The 17171-nt window shown below is 39.1% G+C and carries 19 protein-coding genes and 1 pseudogene; 6 read left to right on the top strand and 14 right to left on the bottom strand.

Translation table 11 applies throughout. From position 1 onward, the window contains the following. Window positions 1–28: 28 nt before the first annotated feature. The 5 genes from MKX59_RS04305 to MKX59_RS04285 all read right to left on the bottom strand — a co-directional run bounded on the left by MKX59_RS04305 (window position 29) and on the right by MKX59_RS04285 (window position 5453). Window positions 29–1243 (bottom strand): ABC transporter permease, encoded by a 1215-nt coding sequence (locus tag MKX59_RS04305; RefSeq protein ID WP_076264963.1) that lies wholly within the window; start codon window positions 1241–1243, stop codon window positions 29–31. Next, window positions 1240–1977: an ABC transporter ATP-binding protein gene (locus MKX59_RS04300; RefSeq protein ID WP_076264962.1), complete on the bottom strand. Its 738-nt coding sequence runs from the start codon at window positions 1975–1977 to the stop codon at window positions 1240–1242. Before MKX59_RS04300 ends, MKX59_RS04305 begins: the two co-directional genes overlap by 4 nt. Beyond that, a complete protein-coding gene (locus tag MKX59_RS04295) occupies window positions 1974–3428 on the bottom strand; it encodes an efflux RND transporter periplasmic adaptor subunit (RefSeq protein ID WP_340857677.1) in 1455 nt (484 codons plus the stop codon). The genes MKX59_RS04300 and MKX59_RS04295 overlap by 4 nt, the downstream gene beginning before the upstream one ends. A 33-nt stretch (window positions 3429–3461) precedes the next feature. Next, complete coding sequence (locus tag MKX59_RS04290) at window positions 3462–4568, bottom strand: TolC family protein (RefSeq protein ID WP_340857675.1); 1107 nt, start codon at window positions 4566–4568, stop codon at window positions 3462–3464. Window positions 4569–4778: 210 nt separating this feature from the next. After that, window positions 4779–5453: a phosphatase PAP2 family protein gene (locus tag MKX59_RS04285; RefSeq protein ID WP_028541750.1), complete on the bottom strand. Its 675-nt coding sequence runs from the start codon at window positions 5451–5453 to the stop codon at window positions 4779–4781. Window positions 5454–5907: 454 nt separating this feature from the next. On the opposite strand from MKX59_RS04285, the gene MKX59_RS04280 reads away from it, so the two are divergent. The 3 genes from MKX59_RS04280 to MKX59_RS04270 all read left to right on the top strand — a co-directional run bounded on the left by MKX59_RS04280 (window position 5908) and on the right by MKX59_RS04270 (window position 8408). Next, entirely contained in the window at window positions 5908–6498 is a 591-nt protein-coding gene (locus MKX59_RS04280) for a class I SAM-dependent methyltransferase (protein WP_076264960.1), read from the top strand. A gap of 88 nt (window positions 6499–6586) precedes the next feature. Further along, window positions 6587–7267: a response regulator transcription factor gene (locus MKX59_RS04275; protein ID WP_053326157.1), complete on the top strand. Its 681-nt coding sequence runs from the start codon at window positions 6587–6589 to the stop codon at window positions 7265–7267. After that, on the top strand, window positions 7260–8408 hold the full coding sequence (locus MKX59_RS04270; RefSeq protein WP_075154804.1) for a sensor histidine kinase: 1149 nt from the start codon (window positions 7260–7262) through the stop codon (window positions 8406–8408). Before MKX59_RS04275 ends, MKX59_RS04270 begins: the two co-directional genes overlap by 8 nt. 193 nt (window positions 8409–8601) lie before the next feature. On the opposite strand, the gene MKX59_RS04265 is transcribed toward MKX59_RS04270, so the two are convergent. The 6 genes and pseudogenes from MKX59_RS04265 to MKX59_RS04240 all read right to left on the bottom strand — a co-directional run bounded on the left by MKX59_RS04265 (window position 8602) and on the right by MKX59_RS04240 (window position 12704). Next, on the bottom strand, window positions 8602–9300 hold the full coding sequence (locus tag MKX59_RS04265; protein WP_076264959.1) for a polysaccharide deacetylase family protein: 699 nt from the start codon (window positions 9298–9300) through the stop codon (window positions 8602–8604). Between the two features lie 46 nt (window positions 9301–9346). Then, a complete protein-coding gene (locus MKX59_RS04260) occupies window positions 9347–10516 on the bottom strand; it encodes an MGDG synthase family glycosyltransferase (RefSeq protein WP_076264958.1) in 1170 nt (389 codons plus the stop codon). A gap of 547 nt (window positions 10517–11063) precedes the next feature. Then, window positions 11064–11189, bottom strand: a pseudogene (locus MKX59_RS04255) (winged helix-turn-helix domain-containing protein); the annotation flags it as partial. Window position 11190: 1 nt separating this feature from the next. Further along, the gene (locus MKX59_RS04250; protein WP_069080145.1) at window positions 11191–11787 is read right to left on the bottom strand and encodes a DedA family protein; all 597 of its coding nucleotides are present in this window, start codon (window positions 11785–11787) and stop codon (window positions 11191–11193) included. Continuing rightward, window positions 11788–12069: a hypothetical protein gene (locus MKX59_RS04245; protein ID WP_028541746.1), complete on the bottom strand. Its 282-nt coding sequence runs from the start codon at window positions 12067–12069 to the stop codon at window positions 11788–11790. 44 nt (window positions 12070–12113) lie between these two features. Beyond that, a complete protein-coding gene (locus MKX59_RS04240) occupies window positions 12114–12704 on the bottom strand; it encodes a DedA family protein (protein ID WP_023990456.1) in 591 nt (196 codons plus the stop codon). 809 nt (window positions 12705–13513) lie between these two features. Here MKX59_RS04240 and MKX59_RS04235 point away from each other — a divergent pair. The 3 genes from MKX59_RS04235 to MKX59_RS04225 all read left to right on the top strand — a co-directional run bounded on the left by MKX59_RS04235 (window position 13514) and on the right by MKX59_RS04225 (window position 16020). Further along, complete coding sequence (locus MKX59_RS04235) at window positions 13514–14080, top strand: class I SAM-dependent methyltransferase (protein ID WP_081391175.1); 567 nt, start codon at window positions 13514–13516, stop codon at window positions 14078–14080. Between the two features lie 163 nt (window positions 14081–14243). Next, window positions 14244–14924 (top strand): response regulator transcription factor, encoded by a 681-nt coding sequence (locus tag MKX59_RS04230; protein ID WP_023990458.1) that lies wholly within the window; start codon window positions 14244–14246, stop codon window positions 14922–14924. Further along, window positions 14917–16020, top strand: coding sequence for a sensor histidine kinase (locus MKX59_RS04225; protein WP_076264957.1), 1104 nt, complete (start codon window positions 14917–14919; stop codon window positions 16018–16020). Before MKX59_RS04230 ends, MKX59_RS04225 begins: the two co-directional genes overlap by 8 nt. Window positions 16021–16112: 92 nt before the next feature. On the opposite strand, the gene MKX59_RS04220 is transcribed toward MKX59_RS04225, so the two are convergent. The 3 genes from MKX59_RS04220 to MKX59_RS04210 form a co-directional block, all read right to left on the bottom strand. Beyond that, on the bottom strand, window positions 16113–16388 hold the full coding sequence (locus MKX59_RS04220) for a hypothetical protein (RefSeq protein ID WP_023990460.1): 276 nt from the start codon (window positions 16386–16388) through the stop codon (window positions 16113–16115). Then, a complete protein-coding gene (locus MKX59_RS04215; protein WP_028541742.1) occupies window positions 16363–16617 on the bottom strand; it encodes a hypothetical protein in 255 nt (84 codons plus the stop codon). Before MKX59_RS04215 ends, MKX59_RS04220 begins: the two co-directional genes overlap by 26 nt. 146 nt (window positions 16618–16763) lie before the next feature. Beyond that, on the bottom strand, window positions 16764–17087 hold the full coding sequence (locus MKX59_RS04210) for a hypothetical protein (RefSeq protein ID WP_028541741.1): 324 nt from the start codon (window positions 17085–17087) through the stop codon (window positions 16764–16766). Window positions 17088–17171: the final 84 nt, after the last annotated feature.

Here is a 17171-nt window from a genome sequence, read left to right as displayed (position 1 = left end):
TACGTTTCATGAACATTTTTCAATAAAATTATTCGTATCTCAATGCATCTATCGGCTTCAATCTCGCTGCTTTATAAGCTGGGTATACCCCAAATAAGATACCTATACCTGCAGAGCTAAGAAACGAATATATGATCGGCGAGACCGTGAATTCAATGGTCATACGAGTTGTTGCTTCAATTATTTTAGACGCTCCTATGCCAGCAGCAACCCCAAGTATACCTCCCATTAGACCGAAAATGACTGCTTCAAACAGGAATTGAATCATAATATCTCTAGGCTTGGCGCCAATCGCTTTGCGAATACCGATTTCTCTTGTACGCTCTATAACGGAGACCATCATAATATTCATAATTCCGATTCCCCCTACCACGAGCGATATTGCGGCTACACCTCCCAGCAATTTGCTCATGATATTATCTACACCCAAAGCTGCACCTGCTGCTTCGGACAGACTCATAGTTTGAAATTGATCCGGTTCTGAGGGTTTTAGCTGATGCGTCACACGCAAGCTATCCAATATATCTGAACGAGCTTGATCCATCAAAGCTGGTGACTTGGCGGAGACATCTAGGCTGGTGATATTTTTCTCACCCAGACGGTTCATCATGGTTGTAGCAGGGATGTAAATTTGATCATTTGTACTGCGGCTTAAATTCGTAACGGGCTGAGAATTCAATACTCCGATCACTTTGAAGGGGATCTGTTTAATTTGAAACGTTCGTCCCACCACGTTTTTGGTATCCCCACCAAAAAGACGTACAACCGCTTGGCTTTCCAGAATAGCAACATTCATACGTTTATCCAACTCATCGTTGGTAAATGTCCTGCCTTCAGCAAAGGAAAACTTTTTAACTTTATAAAATGAAGCGGATGTTCCTATAATAGTTGCATTATAGTTATATCGACCCCATACAACTTTTGAATTGCTCGAAATACTGGGCATTAATGCCGCAATCGAACTCTTTTGTTCCATTGCCTTGATATCAACCCACGTAAAGGAGGGCAAGTTGTCCCCATTGACTTCTTCCTCGGTCATTGGCATGGCTGGAGCAACCATAATCACGTTATTCCCTAGACTATTTATTTCCTCCTTAATACTGGCTTTAGAACCGTTTCCGATTGCCATAATGGCAATAACCGCTGCCACCCCAATAATAATACCGAGTATCGTTAAAAATGAACGCATCTTGTTGGTGGTTAAGCTATTCATTAATACACGGATCGTTTCCATCACATTCATAGGCTTACCGTCCTTGATGAAATTCGTCTATTCGTAATTTGCTCATCCCGCTCAATATTGCCATCCCGAAAACTAATCAATCGTTTGGCATATTCAGCTATTTCCAGCTCATGAGTAACCAGAACTATAGTTTTTCCCAGCTCATTCAACCCTTGAAACAGTTCCATAATCTCAATACTCGTTTTCGTATCCAGTGCGCCCGTAGGTTCATCTGCCAGCAGAATAACAGGATTATTTACCAATGCACGTGCAATGGAGACACGCTGCTGCTGACCACCAGAAAGCTCGTTAGGCTTGTTATACATCCGTTCGGCAAGGCCAACGCTTCGTAGCGCCTCCACGGCTCGTTCCCGGCGTTCCTTGGCAGGTATACCTGCATACATCATAGGTAGCTCTACATTGGCTAATGCTGTAGTTCGGGGAAGTAAATAAAATTTTTGAAACACAAAACCTAGTTTCTGATTTCTAATCTCCGAAAGTTCTTTCTCACGAGCATCCAATATGGAATACCCATCCAGGTAGTATTTTCCGGTATCCGGATGATCCAGGCAACCAATGACATTCATCATGGTAGACTTGCCCGAACCAGAGGGTCCCATGATAGCAACAAACTCACCTTCGCTAATGGATAAATTCACGCTGCGCAGAGCCTGAATCTCCTGACCGCCTACTTCATACATTTTTTTCAGTTCTTTAATTTCGATCACCGTTTTATTGGATTGAGTTTCGCTCATTGTGCCTGCCCCCCTCCACTGCCATTCGGATCAGCACTGCTGTTCTGAGGAGGAATAACAATAGTTTCGCCTTCCTTGACACCAGACTTGATTTCGGCCTGATCCGCTGTATAGACGCCTAGTTTCACCGGTCTAAATCCATAATCAGCAGGATTTGCCGCGTTCTTCGCCACATATACTCCATCTACACCACCTTCAGATCTCAATGCAAACAATGGCACAGACAGCGCGTCTTTGTGTTCAGCTAACAGAAGGGATACATCCATGTTCATCCCCGGTTGCAGCCTTATTTTTTGGCTATCCAAAGACAATTCAACTTTGTATGTAGTCACATTGGATTCCACAACTGGCTCTGGAGAAACAAAAAGAACTTCTCCTTTGAATTGCTTGTCCGGAAATGAATTGGTATGCATTGTAGCCTGAAGTCCGGTCTTCAATTTGGCGATATCACTTTCGTTAACCTTGGCACTAACCTTCATGACCCCTGTATTGGAGTTATTCATTATGATAAAAGGTGCAGTAGGACTGGTGCCCACATCGCCGTTGACCTTCAAAACAATCCCATCCCACGGCGCCGTAACCTGTAATTTATTCAGAACACTTTTCTTTTGCTCCAATTCTGTTTCGGCCTGCTGTAAAGAAGCCTGTGCAGATTGAATGTTGGAAGCTTCAGGCGGGGACTGTGCTGCCTTTAATTGAATTAAAGCGGTTTTATAACCCATTTCAGCATCTTCAATAGCCTGGTTTTGTCTGATCTGTGCCTTCTTGTATTGAAGCTCGGCATTACTCATATCCAATTTTGCCTTATCCAAGCTTTGCTTGGCCGTCGCCAGGTCACTTTCTGCGGCCGCATCATTCTGAACTAGATAAGTCTGGTCATCATAATCCTTCTGGGCTTTATCCAAGGTCACCTTGGCAACCTCTTTTTGTGCAGCGGCTTCCTCTAACTCCGTCCCGTCCTTGGCTGTTTTAATCGCCATCTGTGTCTTTAGGACATTTGCCTTCTGGAGCTCAATATCAATTTGCTTTGGTCCACGCTTGGCTTCCTCTAGCTTGGCCCTTGCAATCGCAACATTGGACTGGGCATCTTTAATTTGTAATTTGGCATCTGAATCATCTAAACGAGCTAAAACCTGGCCCGCCTTAACACTATCTCCTGCTTTGACATTGACCGCAATGAGCTTGGCACCCTCGACATTTGTAAAATTAATATTCACTTCCTTGGAAGCCTGAACGGTCCCAGTCACGGCAAGCGATTCGGTTATATTGGTTTTTTTCACCTGAACAATCTGATTCGCAGGACCCTCCACGGGCTTTTCCTGCCCCCTATTCATATAAACAGTACCACCGATTCCCACTATAATGATCAAGGCCAGAATACCTATGATCACTTTTAATCTTCCTTTTTTTCTTAATATTTGCAATGCATCTTTTTTTACTGTTTCCGGCAATGTCATATCCCCTTAAATATATTTTTTTAAATCCTATACACTCCACGGTTTGTTTAAAACATGTTGTAACTGTGTCATTTGAACAATCAATTCATCCATATTCCGTTCTATTTGCTTCACTTTTAACTGATTAGTAGCGACCTCCGTACCTGTGGCAAATCCCCGTTCCTTTTTTTTACGAGAAATGTTTAATACTTTATTAGCGTTCTGCAGATTACTTTGCAGTTGTTCGTATTGCTCATCATTTTGCTGTAAATTAAAGTACATACTCTTCAATGTTTCTGCCAATTGGTCTTTGGTATTTTCCAGTCCACCTTGTGCTGAATCTACATCAATCTGTTTAATTTCATAATCATCATTCCCTGAGTTCCACGTGTAATATTTAACTTCCATCTTTGCCAGCTTGACAGCCTCCTCCTGTCTCCATACCGAAGGACTCGCCGAAATGGCACGTGTCACAAGCGTATCCAAATTCGTGCTATCCATTTTTCGGTAAACAGGTCGATCCACCAGTTCATAGACCGTACCTTGCGGTTGCCCCATTTGGGTATTTAGTGAATCCATCGCTTTTTGCAACGCAGCTTTTGCAATCTCTATATTTTTTTGTGCTTCTATACGAGTCTGAATAATGCTGCTTTGATCACTTGGAGAAATTTTTCCACGGTTGGCTTTTGCCTCAGCAGCTTTTTCCTCCAATAATGCAAGCGAAAGTGCATCCTCACTGCTCTTCACCTTGTTATCAGCCAGAAGTACCTCATAATAGTTCTTCATTGTAGTGTAGTCTGTCTGATCTTGGGCAAGCTCGATTTGCTTCTTGGATTCCAGATAAGAAACCGTCGATGAGGCATACCCCTTCCATGCTGAACTACTGGCCGCATCCTCTTCTCCATTACCTGTACCTGCGGGAATGAAGTCCAGATTCTTACCTGCATTTTTCAAGTTAATCCGATTGCGATCTATCGTTTGCTGGGCCTCCTTCAAGCTAAAGCTATTGGATCGCGCCCATTGCTGGGCTTGACTCAATGTTAGTTTCACACTTGCATTGGAAGCCAATTGCTGCCCCTCTGCTTGAACAAAGGACCCTGAAAAAGAACTGGTTGATAAGGCCAACAGCAATAAAATGAACATACGTTTTTTCATAGAACCCCCTCTTTCTATTTTTAAATAATTGTACAAACACATTCTTATATGAATTATCTATTGTTCTCTTTTGAGCAACTACAAATGAATCATAGACACGTGCAGATTGCTTTCTGCTTTGGCTAAAAGTATTTCGGGATGAAACGATCTAGCAATGTAATCATATGTCAGGGTTTTCTCATAAAATGAGATATGAATGAGCGTCTCTCTTTACTCAGCAGAAACATGACGCTCGCCTCCTTTCAGAGTCAGGCGATTTCTATGTCCCCGTAGGTATGATAAGGCTATGCCCGCCGATCGGTACAACAGCTCTCCGGCTAGGATACCGCCAACGACATCTGCTAGTACATGCTGCTTGACCAGCAAAGTGGACGCTATAATGACAATAGACATCGCGGTGACTGCCCAGCGAATCGTTCTTCCGAATACCCTTGCTCCACGAAGCATCAGGTAGCTGGTTAGCACATGAATGCTCGGGAAACAGTTAAACGGCTGGTCATGGCTGTACACCAACCAGACCAAACGGTTGATGACGCCTGTCTGGGCTAGATTGTCTGGACGGTGAACAGCCGTTTGGAAAAGGGCATAGACGATATAAGAAAGGATCAGCCCTCCACAGAGCGCAAGTAGCGTCCGGTAATAAGCTGTTCTGTCCTTGAACGCAAGTCCGATCAGTACAGATGCAATGAACGGGTACCAAAGAACATAAGGAATAATAAAGGACGGAACGAATGGCGTTAGGCGATCTAGATCCGTTACGAGGCTATAGACGTGTTCGGTAGGATGGTTAAGTATACCGTAGAAAATATACAATAACGGAACCACTGTAAGCCATAGAAGAGACAGCCAAGTTGAAAGGAAGGTTTGTTTTGTAGGGTGAGTCACGTTATCATCTCCTGATTAGGTTCATCTATAGCAATGAACCCATCATAATGATAAACTCTGAAGAACTTTAGAGGATTTTTCTAAAGAATTCCTTAACATTAGTTGGTAAGGGGTATTCCCTCTCACATCTTATTTATAGGGAATCTTATCAACAATTTACGTAATAAAAAGCCTCGCCAACTTTTTTGTTGGCAAGGCTTTTTGGGTTCTTCAATCAGATCAGCTTTCTGATTTTCATGCACTTCTTGCAGACTTCGAGTCTGAATAGTGTACATATCTTCAGATTTTCTTTAGATATATCCTCGTAAAATCCTTAGATTTTTTCGTTACTATTTTTATATTGATATAAATAACAAAACGAGGAGATATGGCAATATGTTTTGGATTATTCCTTCCAGTTGTTCGGTATATCATCCCTTTATTTGTTGGGTACCCAAAAGGGAGAAATTAAATAATGGGGGAAAAACAGTTGAATATCAGTGAATGTCTACTTTTTTTGCAAGGTTTTCTCACAAATCCACAACGAGTAGGAAGTGTTATACCTAGCTCCCGATTTCTAGCAGCTAAAATCGTTGAGTCTATACCATGGAATGAGGTAAAGGCAGTCGCAGAACTCGGGTCAGGTACAGGTGCTATTACACGTTTCATGAAGCCACAGTTAACCGGATCAACAAGAGTGCTATTGTTCGAAAGGGATAAGAAAATGAGAGCTACTCTGAAGACAAAATACCCGGATTTCGCGTGTCATTCAAACGCTTGCCAATTAATCAAAAAATTGAATCAAGATGACATCGGCCAGCTTGATTGTATTATTAGCGGATTGCCATTTTTTAATTTTACGAGTGAAATGCGAGAAACCTTACTTAGTCAGATTATTAAGGCACTAAAACCAGAAGGGATTTTTGTCGCTTATCAGTACTCACTTCAAATGAAAAAAAAATTTGCCGAAGATTTAATCATCGAAAAAATCGAGTTCGTACCTTTCAATTTCCCTCCAGCTTTTGTATATACCTGTCGCAAAAGGGGAGGCAATAATCGGTATTAATAAACTTTTCGTAGCAATCATTGGGTTTGTCTTAATTATAGAATTTTAGTAGCCGTAATCATAAAAAGTAGGAAAGGGGCATCATGTAATGGATACAATACTTGTTGTAGGTGACGATACAGAGATTCGAGATGTCATTCACGTTTATTTGCGCAATGAAGGATACTTTGTCATAGAAGTTGCAAATGGTCTGGAAGCGTTAGATTTAATAAGATCAATCTCTTTCGAACTGGTCATCTTAGATATTAAGATGCCACAAATGGATGGCATTAATGCTTGCATTAAAATAAGGGAAATATCGAGCACCCCCATTATCATGCTATCGGGGGAGGAAGAAGATATTGGTAAAATTTCGGGTCTTACTCCCGGTGCGGACGATTACATGATAAAACCCTTTAATCCGTTAGAATTACTCGCTCGAGTAAAAGCTCATTTGCAGCGACAATCATTAATAGGAAAAGAAGAATTTAATTCTGTTATATTCATCAAAGATCTTGTGATCGATAAGAGTAAACATTCCGTTACATTGAAAGAAAATAACATTTCGCTGACCCCTCTTGAGTTTTCAATTCTAGAGTTGCTTGCAAGCCACCCTGGGCAAGTATTTAGCTTTGATAAGATTTACGAAAGCGTGTGGAAAGATCCTATTGGGTATTCCGATAATACCGTGATGGTCCATATTCGTAATTTACGAGAGAAATTAGAGGAGTTTCCCAGAGATCCTCAGTATATTAAAACGATTTGGGGAGTTGGTTATAAAATTGACTGAACATGTGCAAAAACCAAAACGAAAAAAAAGGATGATTCAGGTCAATATTTTAATCAGAATGATGCTAAGTCTCATTATCGCCACAACCATAAATAACATGCTTATTTTACTTTTACTGGATATTGGCCATGGCATGGAATCCGAGTGGCTCCTCAATTTCATTCCGTATATTTTCCCCCCCCTGTTTATGGTTAACTTTATTATTACTTTCCTAGCTTTAACTCGACGAATCGTAAGAGACTTAATTTCGTTGGAGCAGGGGCTTCAAATTATATCCGAGGGTAATTTAAGCTATCGAGTGCCTGTCATGCGAAATGATGAGCTTGGGAGGGTTGCGTTTAATATCAACTTGATGGCGGAACGTCTACAACAGCAGATCGAAAAGGAACGTGAACTAGAAATCTCCAAGTTGGAAATGATAACAGGCATATCACACGACTTGCGTACGCCACTTACAAGCATTATTGGCTATATAGAACTCTTAAGAACAAATTCATTTCAAAATAAAGATGAATATACGCGATTTGTTCAAAACACTTATAACAAAGCTATTCATTTAAAAAAATTGCTCGATGATTTGTTTGAATATACCCGACTTACTTCGGTCGATACCCGCCTGGACCTAAATAAAATCGATGTATTCCAGCTTCTAGATCAATTAATTTTTGAATTTGAACCGATCGCTCAAGAGAACGGTATCCATATTATTAAAGACTTAGGTAACTCTCCTATTATAACCGTTATTGACAGTAAAAAAATTGCCAGAGCAATCGATAATCTACTCATGAATGCCCTTAAGTACTCTGTAAAGCCAGGAACCGTACGTATTTTAATGAAGTTGGATAATAAGCAAATTAGTATTGAGATCGAAAATAAAGGGAATCCCCTCACACAAGAGCAAGAAAATAAACTCTTCAATCGTTTTTATAAAGTAGACCATTCAAGAAGTAGTGAAGGCATTCAAACGGGAGCAGGTCTGGGCCTTTCTATTGCTAGAAACATTATTGAGTTGCATGGAGGAACCTTAACGCTCATTCATATAAATAACATATTTAAATTTACTCTTACTTTGCCTTTCGAAGGAGTTCTGACCCGTTCCATTGGATCAGAAGAAGGCCACTCCGGCAACCTTGATGTATAAGTAAAAAAACTTAAGCCCCGAACAATACTTTGTCCCGGGCTTAAGTTTTGATTTTTAGTATCCAAATTAAACTTACTCTGTTTTTTAAGTATAATCCTCGAGAGTGCTGACAGATAATGTGTTTATGTAAAACAAAAAAGCCGCGCTTATCACGGCCGTACCATAATTAATGCTCATATATTTAGCCTGTTCATTATGCAGCTCTTTTCTCATCTACTCTCTGAAAACAATATCCCGTATATAATGCTTCAATGATAAATTCATTTAATGCCTCCAACATGTATGCAGGTGCATCCCTGTCAGCTCCAAACGTTTGCCCGCTATCATGAAGAACGATAACAGCTCCACCCCTTAGCTTGGACAGCAGCCTTTGCTTAATTTTTTGCTTGCCGCCAGAGCTCTTCCAGTCACCTACAATAACAGACCAAAGAATCATGCGAAATTGCTTCATCAGAAAAAAATCAAATAGGTTAATGACTCCCCACGGGGGCCGATAATAGAAGGCTTTCTCTCCAATAATACGATTAATGACATTGGCCGTTTTGTTTACCTGCTCGCGAACCCTCTTAGGACTCATTAAAGCATTTGACCAATGTACATAATTGTGGATTCCGACAAGATGTCCTTCATTGTGCATCCGTTGGATTAAATCGGGATATTTCTCTGCTTTGCGACCAAGGACAAAAAAGGTACTCTTTATATTATATTTCTTTAATAAATCAAGCAAAAGAGGCGTAAATTCTGGGTCCGGACCGTCATCAAAAGTTAACGCAATGGGCTGCTCGCCCGTTCCCCTTTTATAAACTCCGATTCCAAATAGTCGGATTATAAGGGTCGGGATAATCGTGTATACGAGTAATGCACTAATGAGAATTATGAATGTCTGCTTCATGATCCTGCTCCTTTTTAACAGTAATAAATCCATGCTTGCCTTTTTTCTAGGAGCATATCTTTATTTCACTGGATCTATTATTTATTGCAATAGTTCCAAAAATAACTTCTAATGAACCAAACGCGGACTCTTTAGGATGGAACTGTTTAGTATTTTCTATCATATGTTGAAGAAGTTTTGCATCATCTAGTAATTCCGATAGGCGCTCGGTTAGATCCCCAGATGTCTCTGCATGAATGGCTACCCCAGAACGAACTAAAAATTTGGCATTATCCTGTTCTTGACCAGGGATTGGTTTACAAAGTAGCATCGGCAGTGCCATAGCAATCGCCTCAAAAGTCGTGACTCCTCCTGGTTTGGTAATCATAATATCAGATATAGCCATTAACTCATGAACATAGTTAATATAACCTGTTAAATAGATGCGATGTTTGGAAATTTTCAGACTCTCATTCAATTTCATTCGAAGTTTTTCATTATGCCCACAAACAATGATGAATTGTACAGGCTGTGACAATAGATCAAATTTCTGAATAGTAGAGCTTCCATCGCCAATCATGCCGCAACCTCCTCCCATCACAAGCACAGTAGGCATATGAGGATCTAAACCATACTTCTTAGCTGTTTTCTCTCTTTCTATGGACTGAGAAAATTGCGGGCGAATGGGAATTCCCGTATCTGCAATCCGAGTCTCTTCAACACCTAATTGAATTAAAGAATCACGTACACTTCTGGAACCCACAATATATTGATCTGTATATGGATAAATCCATGAACTATGATCCGTGTGATCGGTAATGATAGTAACAGTATGAATATCGATTGAACCATATGATTTCAACTTCGACATCACGCCTGCCGCCAAAGGGAAGGTGCATACTACAATAGCAGGCTGTATTTCATTAATCAATTTCATCATTCGTCCGATTCCTGTAGAAAAAACGGTCTTTATGATATAGGATAGGGTGTTTTGTCTCCGCGTTTTCTGATATAGATATCCATAAACTTGAGGGAATGTTTTTACGGCTTGGAGATAAACATTTCGACTCAAATGATTCATATAAGGATGGACCCATTCCATAAAATCAATAATGACAGGTTCCATATGAGGAAATCGAATTTGCATCGCATCTTGTATCGCTTGGGCTACTTGAATGTGACCATCTCCATAATTTCCGGTAAGAATCAACATTTTTTCTTTCGTTCCTTTTTTCATGGATCACAGCTCTCCTTTCAAAAAATCAAATCTCAGAAACGTTTAAGAATCACTTTCCTTTTATGTTAAGAGAAATCGGCATAAACTGAAGGCACAGAAAGGATGCTTTCATATGCCAAAGAAACGATTCTTATTATTGATGATGAAATGAAATTCGGGAGTTGGTGGGGGTATATCTGACTAGGACGATTAATATTTTTAAATCAGCATTTCGCCTTATGTGAAAATCGTTTGAGCTGCTAGAATATATAGCAACAGTGAAATCATAACTTTGTTGTATTTCCTTTAAATCTATCAAAAGTGAACTTGCGAACCTTCGGGCAAATCAAAAATGTATTTAAACATGTGTCGGGTCAGTTTAAAAAAAGGGGAAAATAAAGGCTGGTCTAGCTTTAGAAAAAAATATCCCGCTTGTAATCGATTTACAAACAAATTGATACAAGTTATTACAATGGCGAAACTGAGATATGCAATGACGAGACTGAAAACTAACGCCAAAAAAATCTCAAAGCAAACATTTCTTTTGCCGTTTATCAGTTTCAATTTTCTACCCAACTCCCCAAACGGTTTTTATATATCGCGGCTCTCTTGGGAGATCATCTATTTTCTCGTGTAAATTCAGAATTTGAACTACTACCGTATTATCTAAATCTCCTAAAGGTTGATTCCACACATCACGCTTTGCTCCTTTTCCGACTTTTAAGAATCATGAATATGACAATTCCTATGATGAAGGCAAGTCCCACATATATACCGTAGTGATAAATCATTGTCCCGATTGTTTCCACATGACCACCTGCAAATTGGCCAACTACAAAAAAGACAGACGTCCAAACAAGCCCGGCTGTATAGGAATAAAGAATATAACGGCGAAATGACATTTTATTAATTCCGACTAAATAGGGAACAATATGCCTCACCACCGGAAAAAAGTAGCTAAAACTCAATGCAATATTTCCATATTTATTTAGAAGGTGTTCTGATGTTTGTATATGCTTCCCCAAATTTTTTTTATGGCGAAGTTTATCCAGCACCGGCGAACCGAAAAACCTGCCTAGAATATAACCAAGAGATAGCCCGGAGATAACTCCTAAATAAGTGATAATAAATGCTGGGAAATAGTGGAGTAATCCTACTTTGCTAACGGCTCCGCCGGTCATAACGACAACCTCGTCCGGTATTGGCATTCCAACAATTCCGAGCCATAATGCAAAGAATAAAGCAGCATAACCAAACTGCGCAATCCAATGAATTAGTGTGTCATAACTCACTTAAATCCCCTCTTTCTTACGGCATGTATAAACAAAAGCAGGAGGAAAATTGAGGGGCACAAAATCGATTTTATCAATAGCAGATCGATTTACTCGCAGTTCGATAAAGCGTGTGATAGCTCCTGTGCCAGAACCGAATTCTGCAATTGTGCTCACATCATCCCATGACACAGATTGAACCATTTTACTCGCCAGAAACCGTGAACTGGGCAAAACACTTCCAACTCGCTTTGGATTTTTAATAAATCGTTGCAAGAACATTGCATACTGATTTGAAGTCAAATGACTCTCCCCCTTTCTTCTATTTTTTTCATTTGTTCACCAGCTTATGCAGTAAAGTTGGATAATTTCGACTTGAACCACTTGGTTGTGATAAAGGTGCCAACGGCTATCATTAGAGCAACCACGGCCAATTTAGGATCGATCAAATCTAGCAAAGCCAATATATAATGTCCAAGGAACTTGCCAAAGGTAAAGAACGTAGCGGTCCAAACAAACGCGCTGGAATACGAAATCAAAGCAAACTTCTTGTATGAGGTACCGTTTAGACCAACGAATACAGGCAAAATATACCGAATGACTGGTATGAAATGTCCAAGACACATTGCGATATCTCCGTGCTGTTCAAAAAATTTCTCTGCTTTCTGAAAGTGACGGTTGTTTTGAAACTTTAGTTTAAATTTTTCTCCAAAGATTCTGCCCGCAAAATAAGCAATTGTAATTGCTGTAAATAAGCCAGCGAGAATAACAATATATACAATCCACGGGTTTAAAGCTCCGTTGTTACTCAAAATTCCACCTGTTAGTATGGTTATTTCATTTGGAACCGGGACGCCGAATGGGCCTAGGCAGAAGGCTAAGAAAAAAAAGAGATATCCATAATGATCGACTAGCTGTAAGACGATATCACTAATCATGTTCTAACCTCCTCGTTAATGTCGATGAAAGTATATTATTATAAAAATCTTAGGAGCTTATAGGGATATTTCTAAAGAAATACTGAAGTAATACAAAAACGCCTTTAATTCTCCCCTCCAAGCCATGGCTTGACATCTTAAACTGTTTTACGCCCAATGTAGGAAAGGTCTGATCAGCTTTTAACCAAGCTAATCAGACCTCAACTTTATCCTAACACTTTGGTAATTCTACTTCTTTAGCACTAATGGAAATTGAAAAAGAGAGAGTTCACTCTCCTATTCCCGCTCGTACTAGTGAAACCATAGCTTCACATACAAGTAGAAGAAAATACACGATCTCATAAACATCCCCCTCCCCAACATTATGAAGGGATACAAATTAGAGTCGCACTAGGTCTTTCTATAGCCATAAATATCATTGAGTTGCGTGGCGGAACAGTTTGCCCTTATAAAAAAGCCTTACCGACTTGGTTGGTAAGGCTTTTTGGGTTGGATGATATAGATTTTAAACCTTCTATAGATGAATCTTTAGATTTTCTTTAGAAATATACTCATTAATTCCTTAGTTTTTTTCATTATGATTTCTGTATCGAAACAATAAAGAGGTGCAGAAATAGAGAGATTGGGCCATGTGCATCGGTATGTTCTTCCCAATCGTACGATATTTTCTCCCTATGTCTTCACTTCAATTTTCTCATTTTTAATCGTTCCGGTATCCATTCGTTTCGATAAAAGAAATAAATTTGTTAATTTTTGTGCCATATTCAGCATTGTTCCTGACAATAAAAACAGTAATGGAGGAAAATCAGTTGAAACTTAATGAATACCTTTTATTTTTGCAAAGCTTTATTCGCAGCCCCAAAAATGTAGGCAGTGTTATACCAAGCTCCCGGTTTCTAGCGACCAAAATGGTTAAACAAGCCCCCTGGAACGAGATTAAGGCAGTCGCAGAACTCGGATCGGGCACAGGTGCCATCACCCGTTTTATCAACGCCCAGGTGAGTGAACCCACGAAAGTGTTATTGTTTGAGATGAATGAGACTATGAGGAATAATTTACAGACAGAATACCCAGACTTCTCCTGTCATCCGAACGCTGCTCAGTTAGTAGAAGCAATGAAGAAAGAGAACATTCATCAGCTGGATTGTATTTTTAGCGGACTACCTTTTTTTAATTTTGAGCGTGAATTGAGAGATACCTTGGTTGAACAGATCTATAAAGCACTCAAACCTGGAGGCTTGTTTATCGCCTTTCAATATTCGCTTCAAATGAAAAAGCAGCTTTCCGAAAAATTTATCATTGAAAAAATTGATTTAGTACCTTTCAATATCCCTCCCGCTTTCGTTTACGTCTGTCGCAAAAAGGAAACAATTTAAATGATGATGGCACTTTCATTCACTCCATTAAATGTTTTGCTTATGCGTATGTAGAAAAAGTGAAGACTTTACCTTATTATCAGGATATCTATACTAGTTGCGTAATTTCAGGTACCTTAAATACCTTTATTCTACCCAGTCAAAAAAGAAGGAGCAGTCAGTAATGAATACCATTCTTGTTGTGGATGATGATTCCGAGATTCGGGATGTCATTCATGTATATCTACGTAATGAAGGATACCATGTGATTGAAGCAGCCGATGGTGAAGAAGCCCTGGATGCCATAAAGACAACACCGATTCAACTGGTTATCTTGGACGTCATGATGCCACGAATGGATGGAATCAGAGCATGCCTTAAAATAAGGGAAATATCGAATACTCCGATTATCATGCTGTCAGCCAAGGAAGAAGATATTGATAAAATTAACGGACTGACTACCGGGGCCGATGACTACATGATCAAACCGTTCAATCCATTAGAATTGCTTGCTCGTGTAAAAGCACAGCTACGTCGTCAAACATTAATAGGAAAAGAAGAATTTAATTCCCTTATTCTTATTAAAGACCTGATCATCGATAAGAGTAAACATTCCGTAAAGTTAAAGGGCAACGAAATTTCGTTGACTCCTCTGGAGTTTGCTATTCTGGTCTTGCTTGCCAGCCATCCTGGGCAAGTTTTTAGTTCGGAGCACATTTACGAAAATGTATGGAAGGCGCCATATGGATTTTCTGATAATACCGTAATGGTTCATATTCGTAATTTACGAGAAAAATTAGAGCAGTTCCCAAGAGATCCTCAGTATATTAAAACGGTGTGGGGAGTTGGCTATAAAATTGAATGAACATGTACAAAAGTCAAAACGAAAAAAACGGATTCAAGTCAACATTTTAATCAGAATGGTGCTAAGTTTTATTATCGCCATTGCTATAAATGATATTCTCATTTTACTTTTCTTGAAAATTAGCAGTACTATGGAATGGCATTGGTTTCGCAATTTTTTTCCTTATCTTCTTACCCCCTTGTTTATGGTAACGTTTATTTTTACTTTTTTAGTTTTGACACGGCGAATCGTTAGAGACTTAATTACATTGGAGCAAGGGCTTCAGATTATTTCCGAAGGTAATTTAAAATATCGGGTGCCTGTTGTTCGGCAAGATGAACTTGGACGGGTTGCGCTCAACATCAATCGAATGACAGAACGTTTAGAGCAACAGATTGTAAAAGAACGTGAAATAGAGAAATCCAAGATGGATTTGATCACAGGTATTTCACATGACTTGCGCACGCCTCTGACAAGCATTATCGGCTATATCGAGCTTTTAAGAACAGACTCATATCAGGATAAAGATGAATATACGCGCTTTGTTCAAAACACCTATAACAAAGCAATTCATTTGAAGAAGTTGCTCGATGACTTGTTCGAATATACTCGGCTCACTTCAGTCGATACCCACTTAAATCTGAGAAGGATCAATTTATTTCAACTCTTGGATCAATTGCTGTTCGAGTTCGAACCCATTGCTCAAGAAAACGGTGTGTATATCGTAAAAGATATCGGTGATTCCCCAATCGTTGCCTCCATTGATAGCGATAAAATTGCCAGAGCAATCGATAATCTTCTCATGAACGCCTTAAAATATTCCTTGAAGCCTGGAGGCATTAGCATTCGACTGAAAACAAGTCCTAAGCAAATTACGATTGAGGTCGAAAATAAAGGAGCTCCCCTCACGCAAGATCAAGAGGAGAAGCTATTTGATCGTTTTTATAAGGTTGACCATTCAAGAAGTAGCGAAGGTATCCAAACTGGAGCAGGACTGGGTCTTTCCATCGCTAGGAATATTGTTGAGTTACATCAAGGCACCCTAACGCTCAATCATAGTCATAACGTATTTACATTCCAATTGAATTTACCTTTTGTAAACAACTCAAGTAGCTAACCGCAGTCCTTAAAGAATATTTATACAGTGGCGGATTATTATAATTTTACATCTTAATAAATCCATTTACAGCGACTCAGGATATTCCTATTTCATAACCATTTCCTCAATATACTGAATGTCGCATATAACGTGCTTAAATGATCAATTTTCTTTTTCAAAGAATTATCTCTAATAATCTGTCCATCTTTAGTCCATTGTCCATATATTTGAACTAACCGCCCTGTAGTTCGTGAGAGTTCAAGAAGAAGTGCTGTCTTCAGATGCTCTTTTTGAACTAAAGTTAGGTTATTATCCATTTTTATTTTATTAAATTCTTCTATCAAATCTCTTACTAGTTCATTATTCACTTCTTTCAATGAAGCCATTGTCTTCTCCAAGAGCTTCACGTTTCCTTATTATCTCTTGATACCCTGGAACTAAACATACTTCGGTTTGGACATCTTTGTACTCTAATTCAGCAGATTTATAGATTGATTTTCCGCAAATAGTTAAAAAGTAGCTCAATTTATCTAAGTTTGGTTTCGCTAAATTCTTTTTCCCATTAAGTTGACCCTTGTGAACATAGTCCTTAAGTGAATCAATTATATCCACCATTAAACCGATAAACTCTTCCTTCTGATCTTCCTTAAAATTTTTTTACTCTCTCAATTAAATTGTCATAATAAACTGACAATTGGTTCTCGTTCGAGATATTTGAGACAAGTGTATTTATAAGTAACGAAAGATGTGATACGCAACAATTAGCAATAATAAGAATTTATAACAGTTTGAACTCTTCTGTCATCTAGTGAATTCAAACTATCTATTATTGGTTTAATATTAGTAGGTAATGGAACAAAGTAATCACCCCCTTCATCATATTCTTCGTAATCGAGTTCAGTTCCGTTAACGTCTTCTTTTCTAATTGTTGATTCTTCCTCTTCAATGTTATAAACCAGTTTACCAATTGCAGGTACAGGTATTATATCCTCTTCGTCTGTAATCGTTCTAAGTTTATAAATTCCATTATCGTGCTTTATTACTTTTATTTGTTGTTCTAAGGCTTCCAAGGTATCTAGTGTCACGAGAGCCGCACAGTCTTCGTGCCATCATACGATATTAAAAAACCTAATGAGGTGAGCCTATTGTTCGTTCAATTAACCGTGAGT

Origin of the sequence: Paenibacillus sp. FSL R7-0340 (assembly GCF_038002205.1) — a bacterium.
GTDB classification, from domain to species: domain Bacteria; phylum Bacillota; class Bacilli; order Paenibacillales; family Paenibacillaceae; genus Paenibacillus; species Paenibacillus polymyxa_B.
Note: the sequence above shows the minus strand (reverse complement) of the source record. Positions and strands in the feature narration are given on the sequence as shown.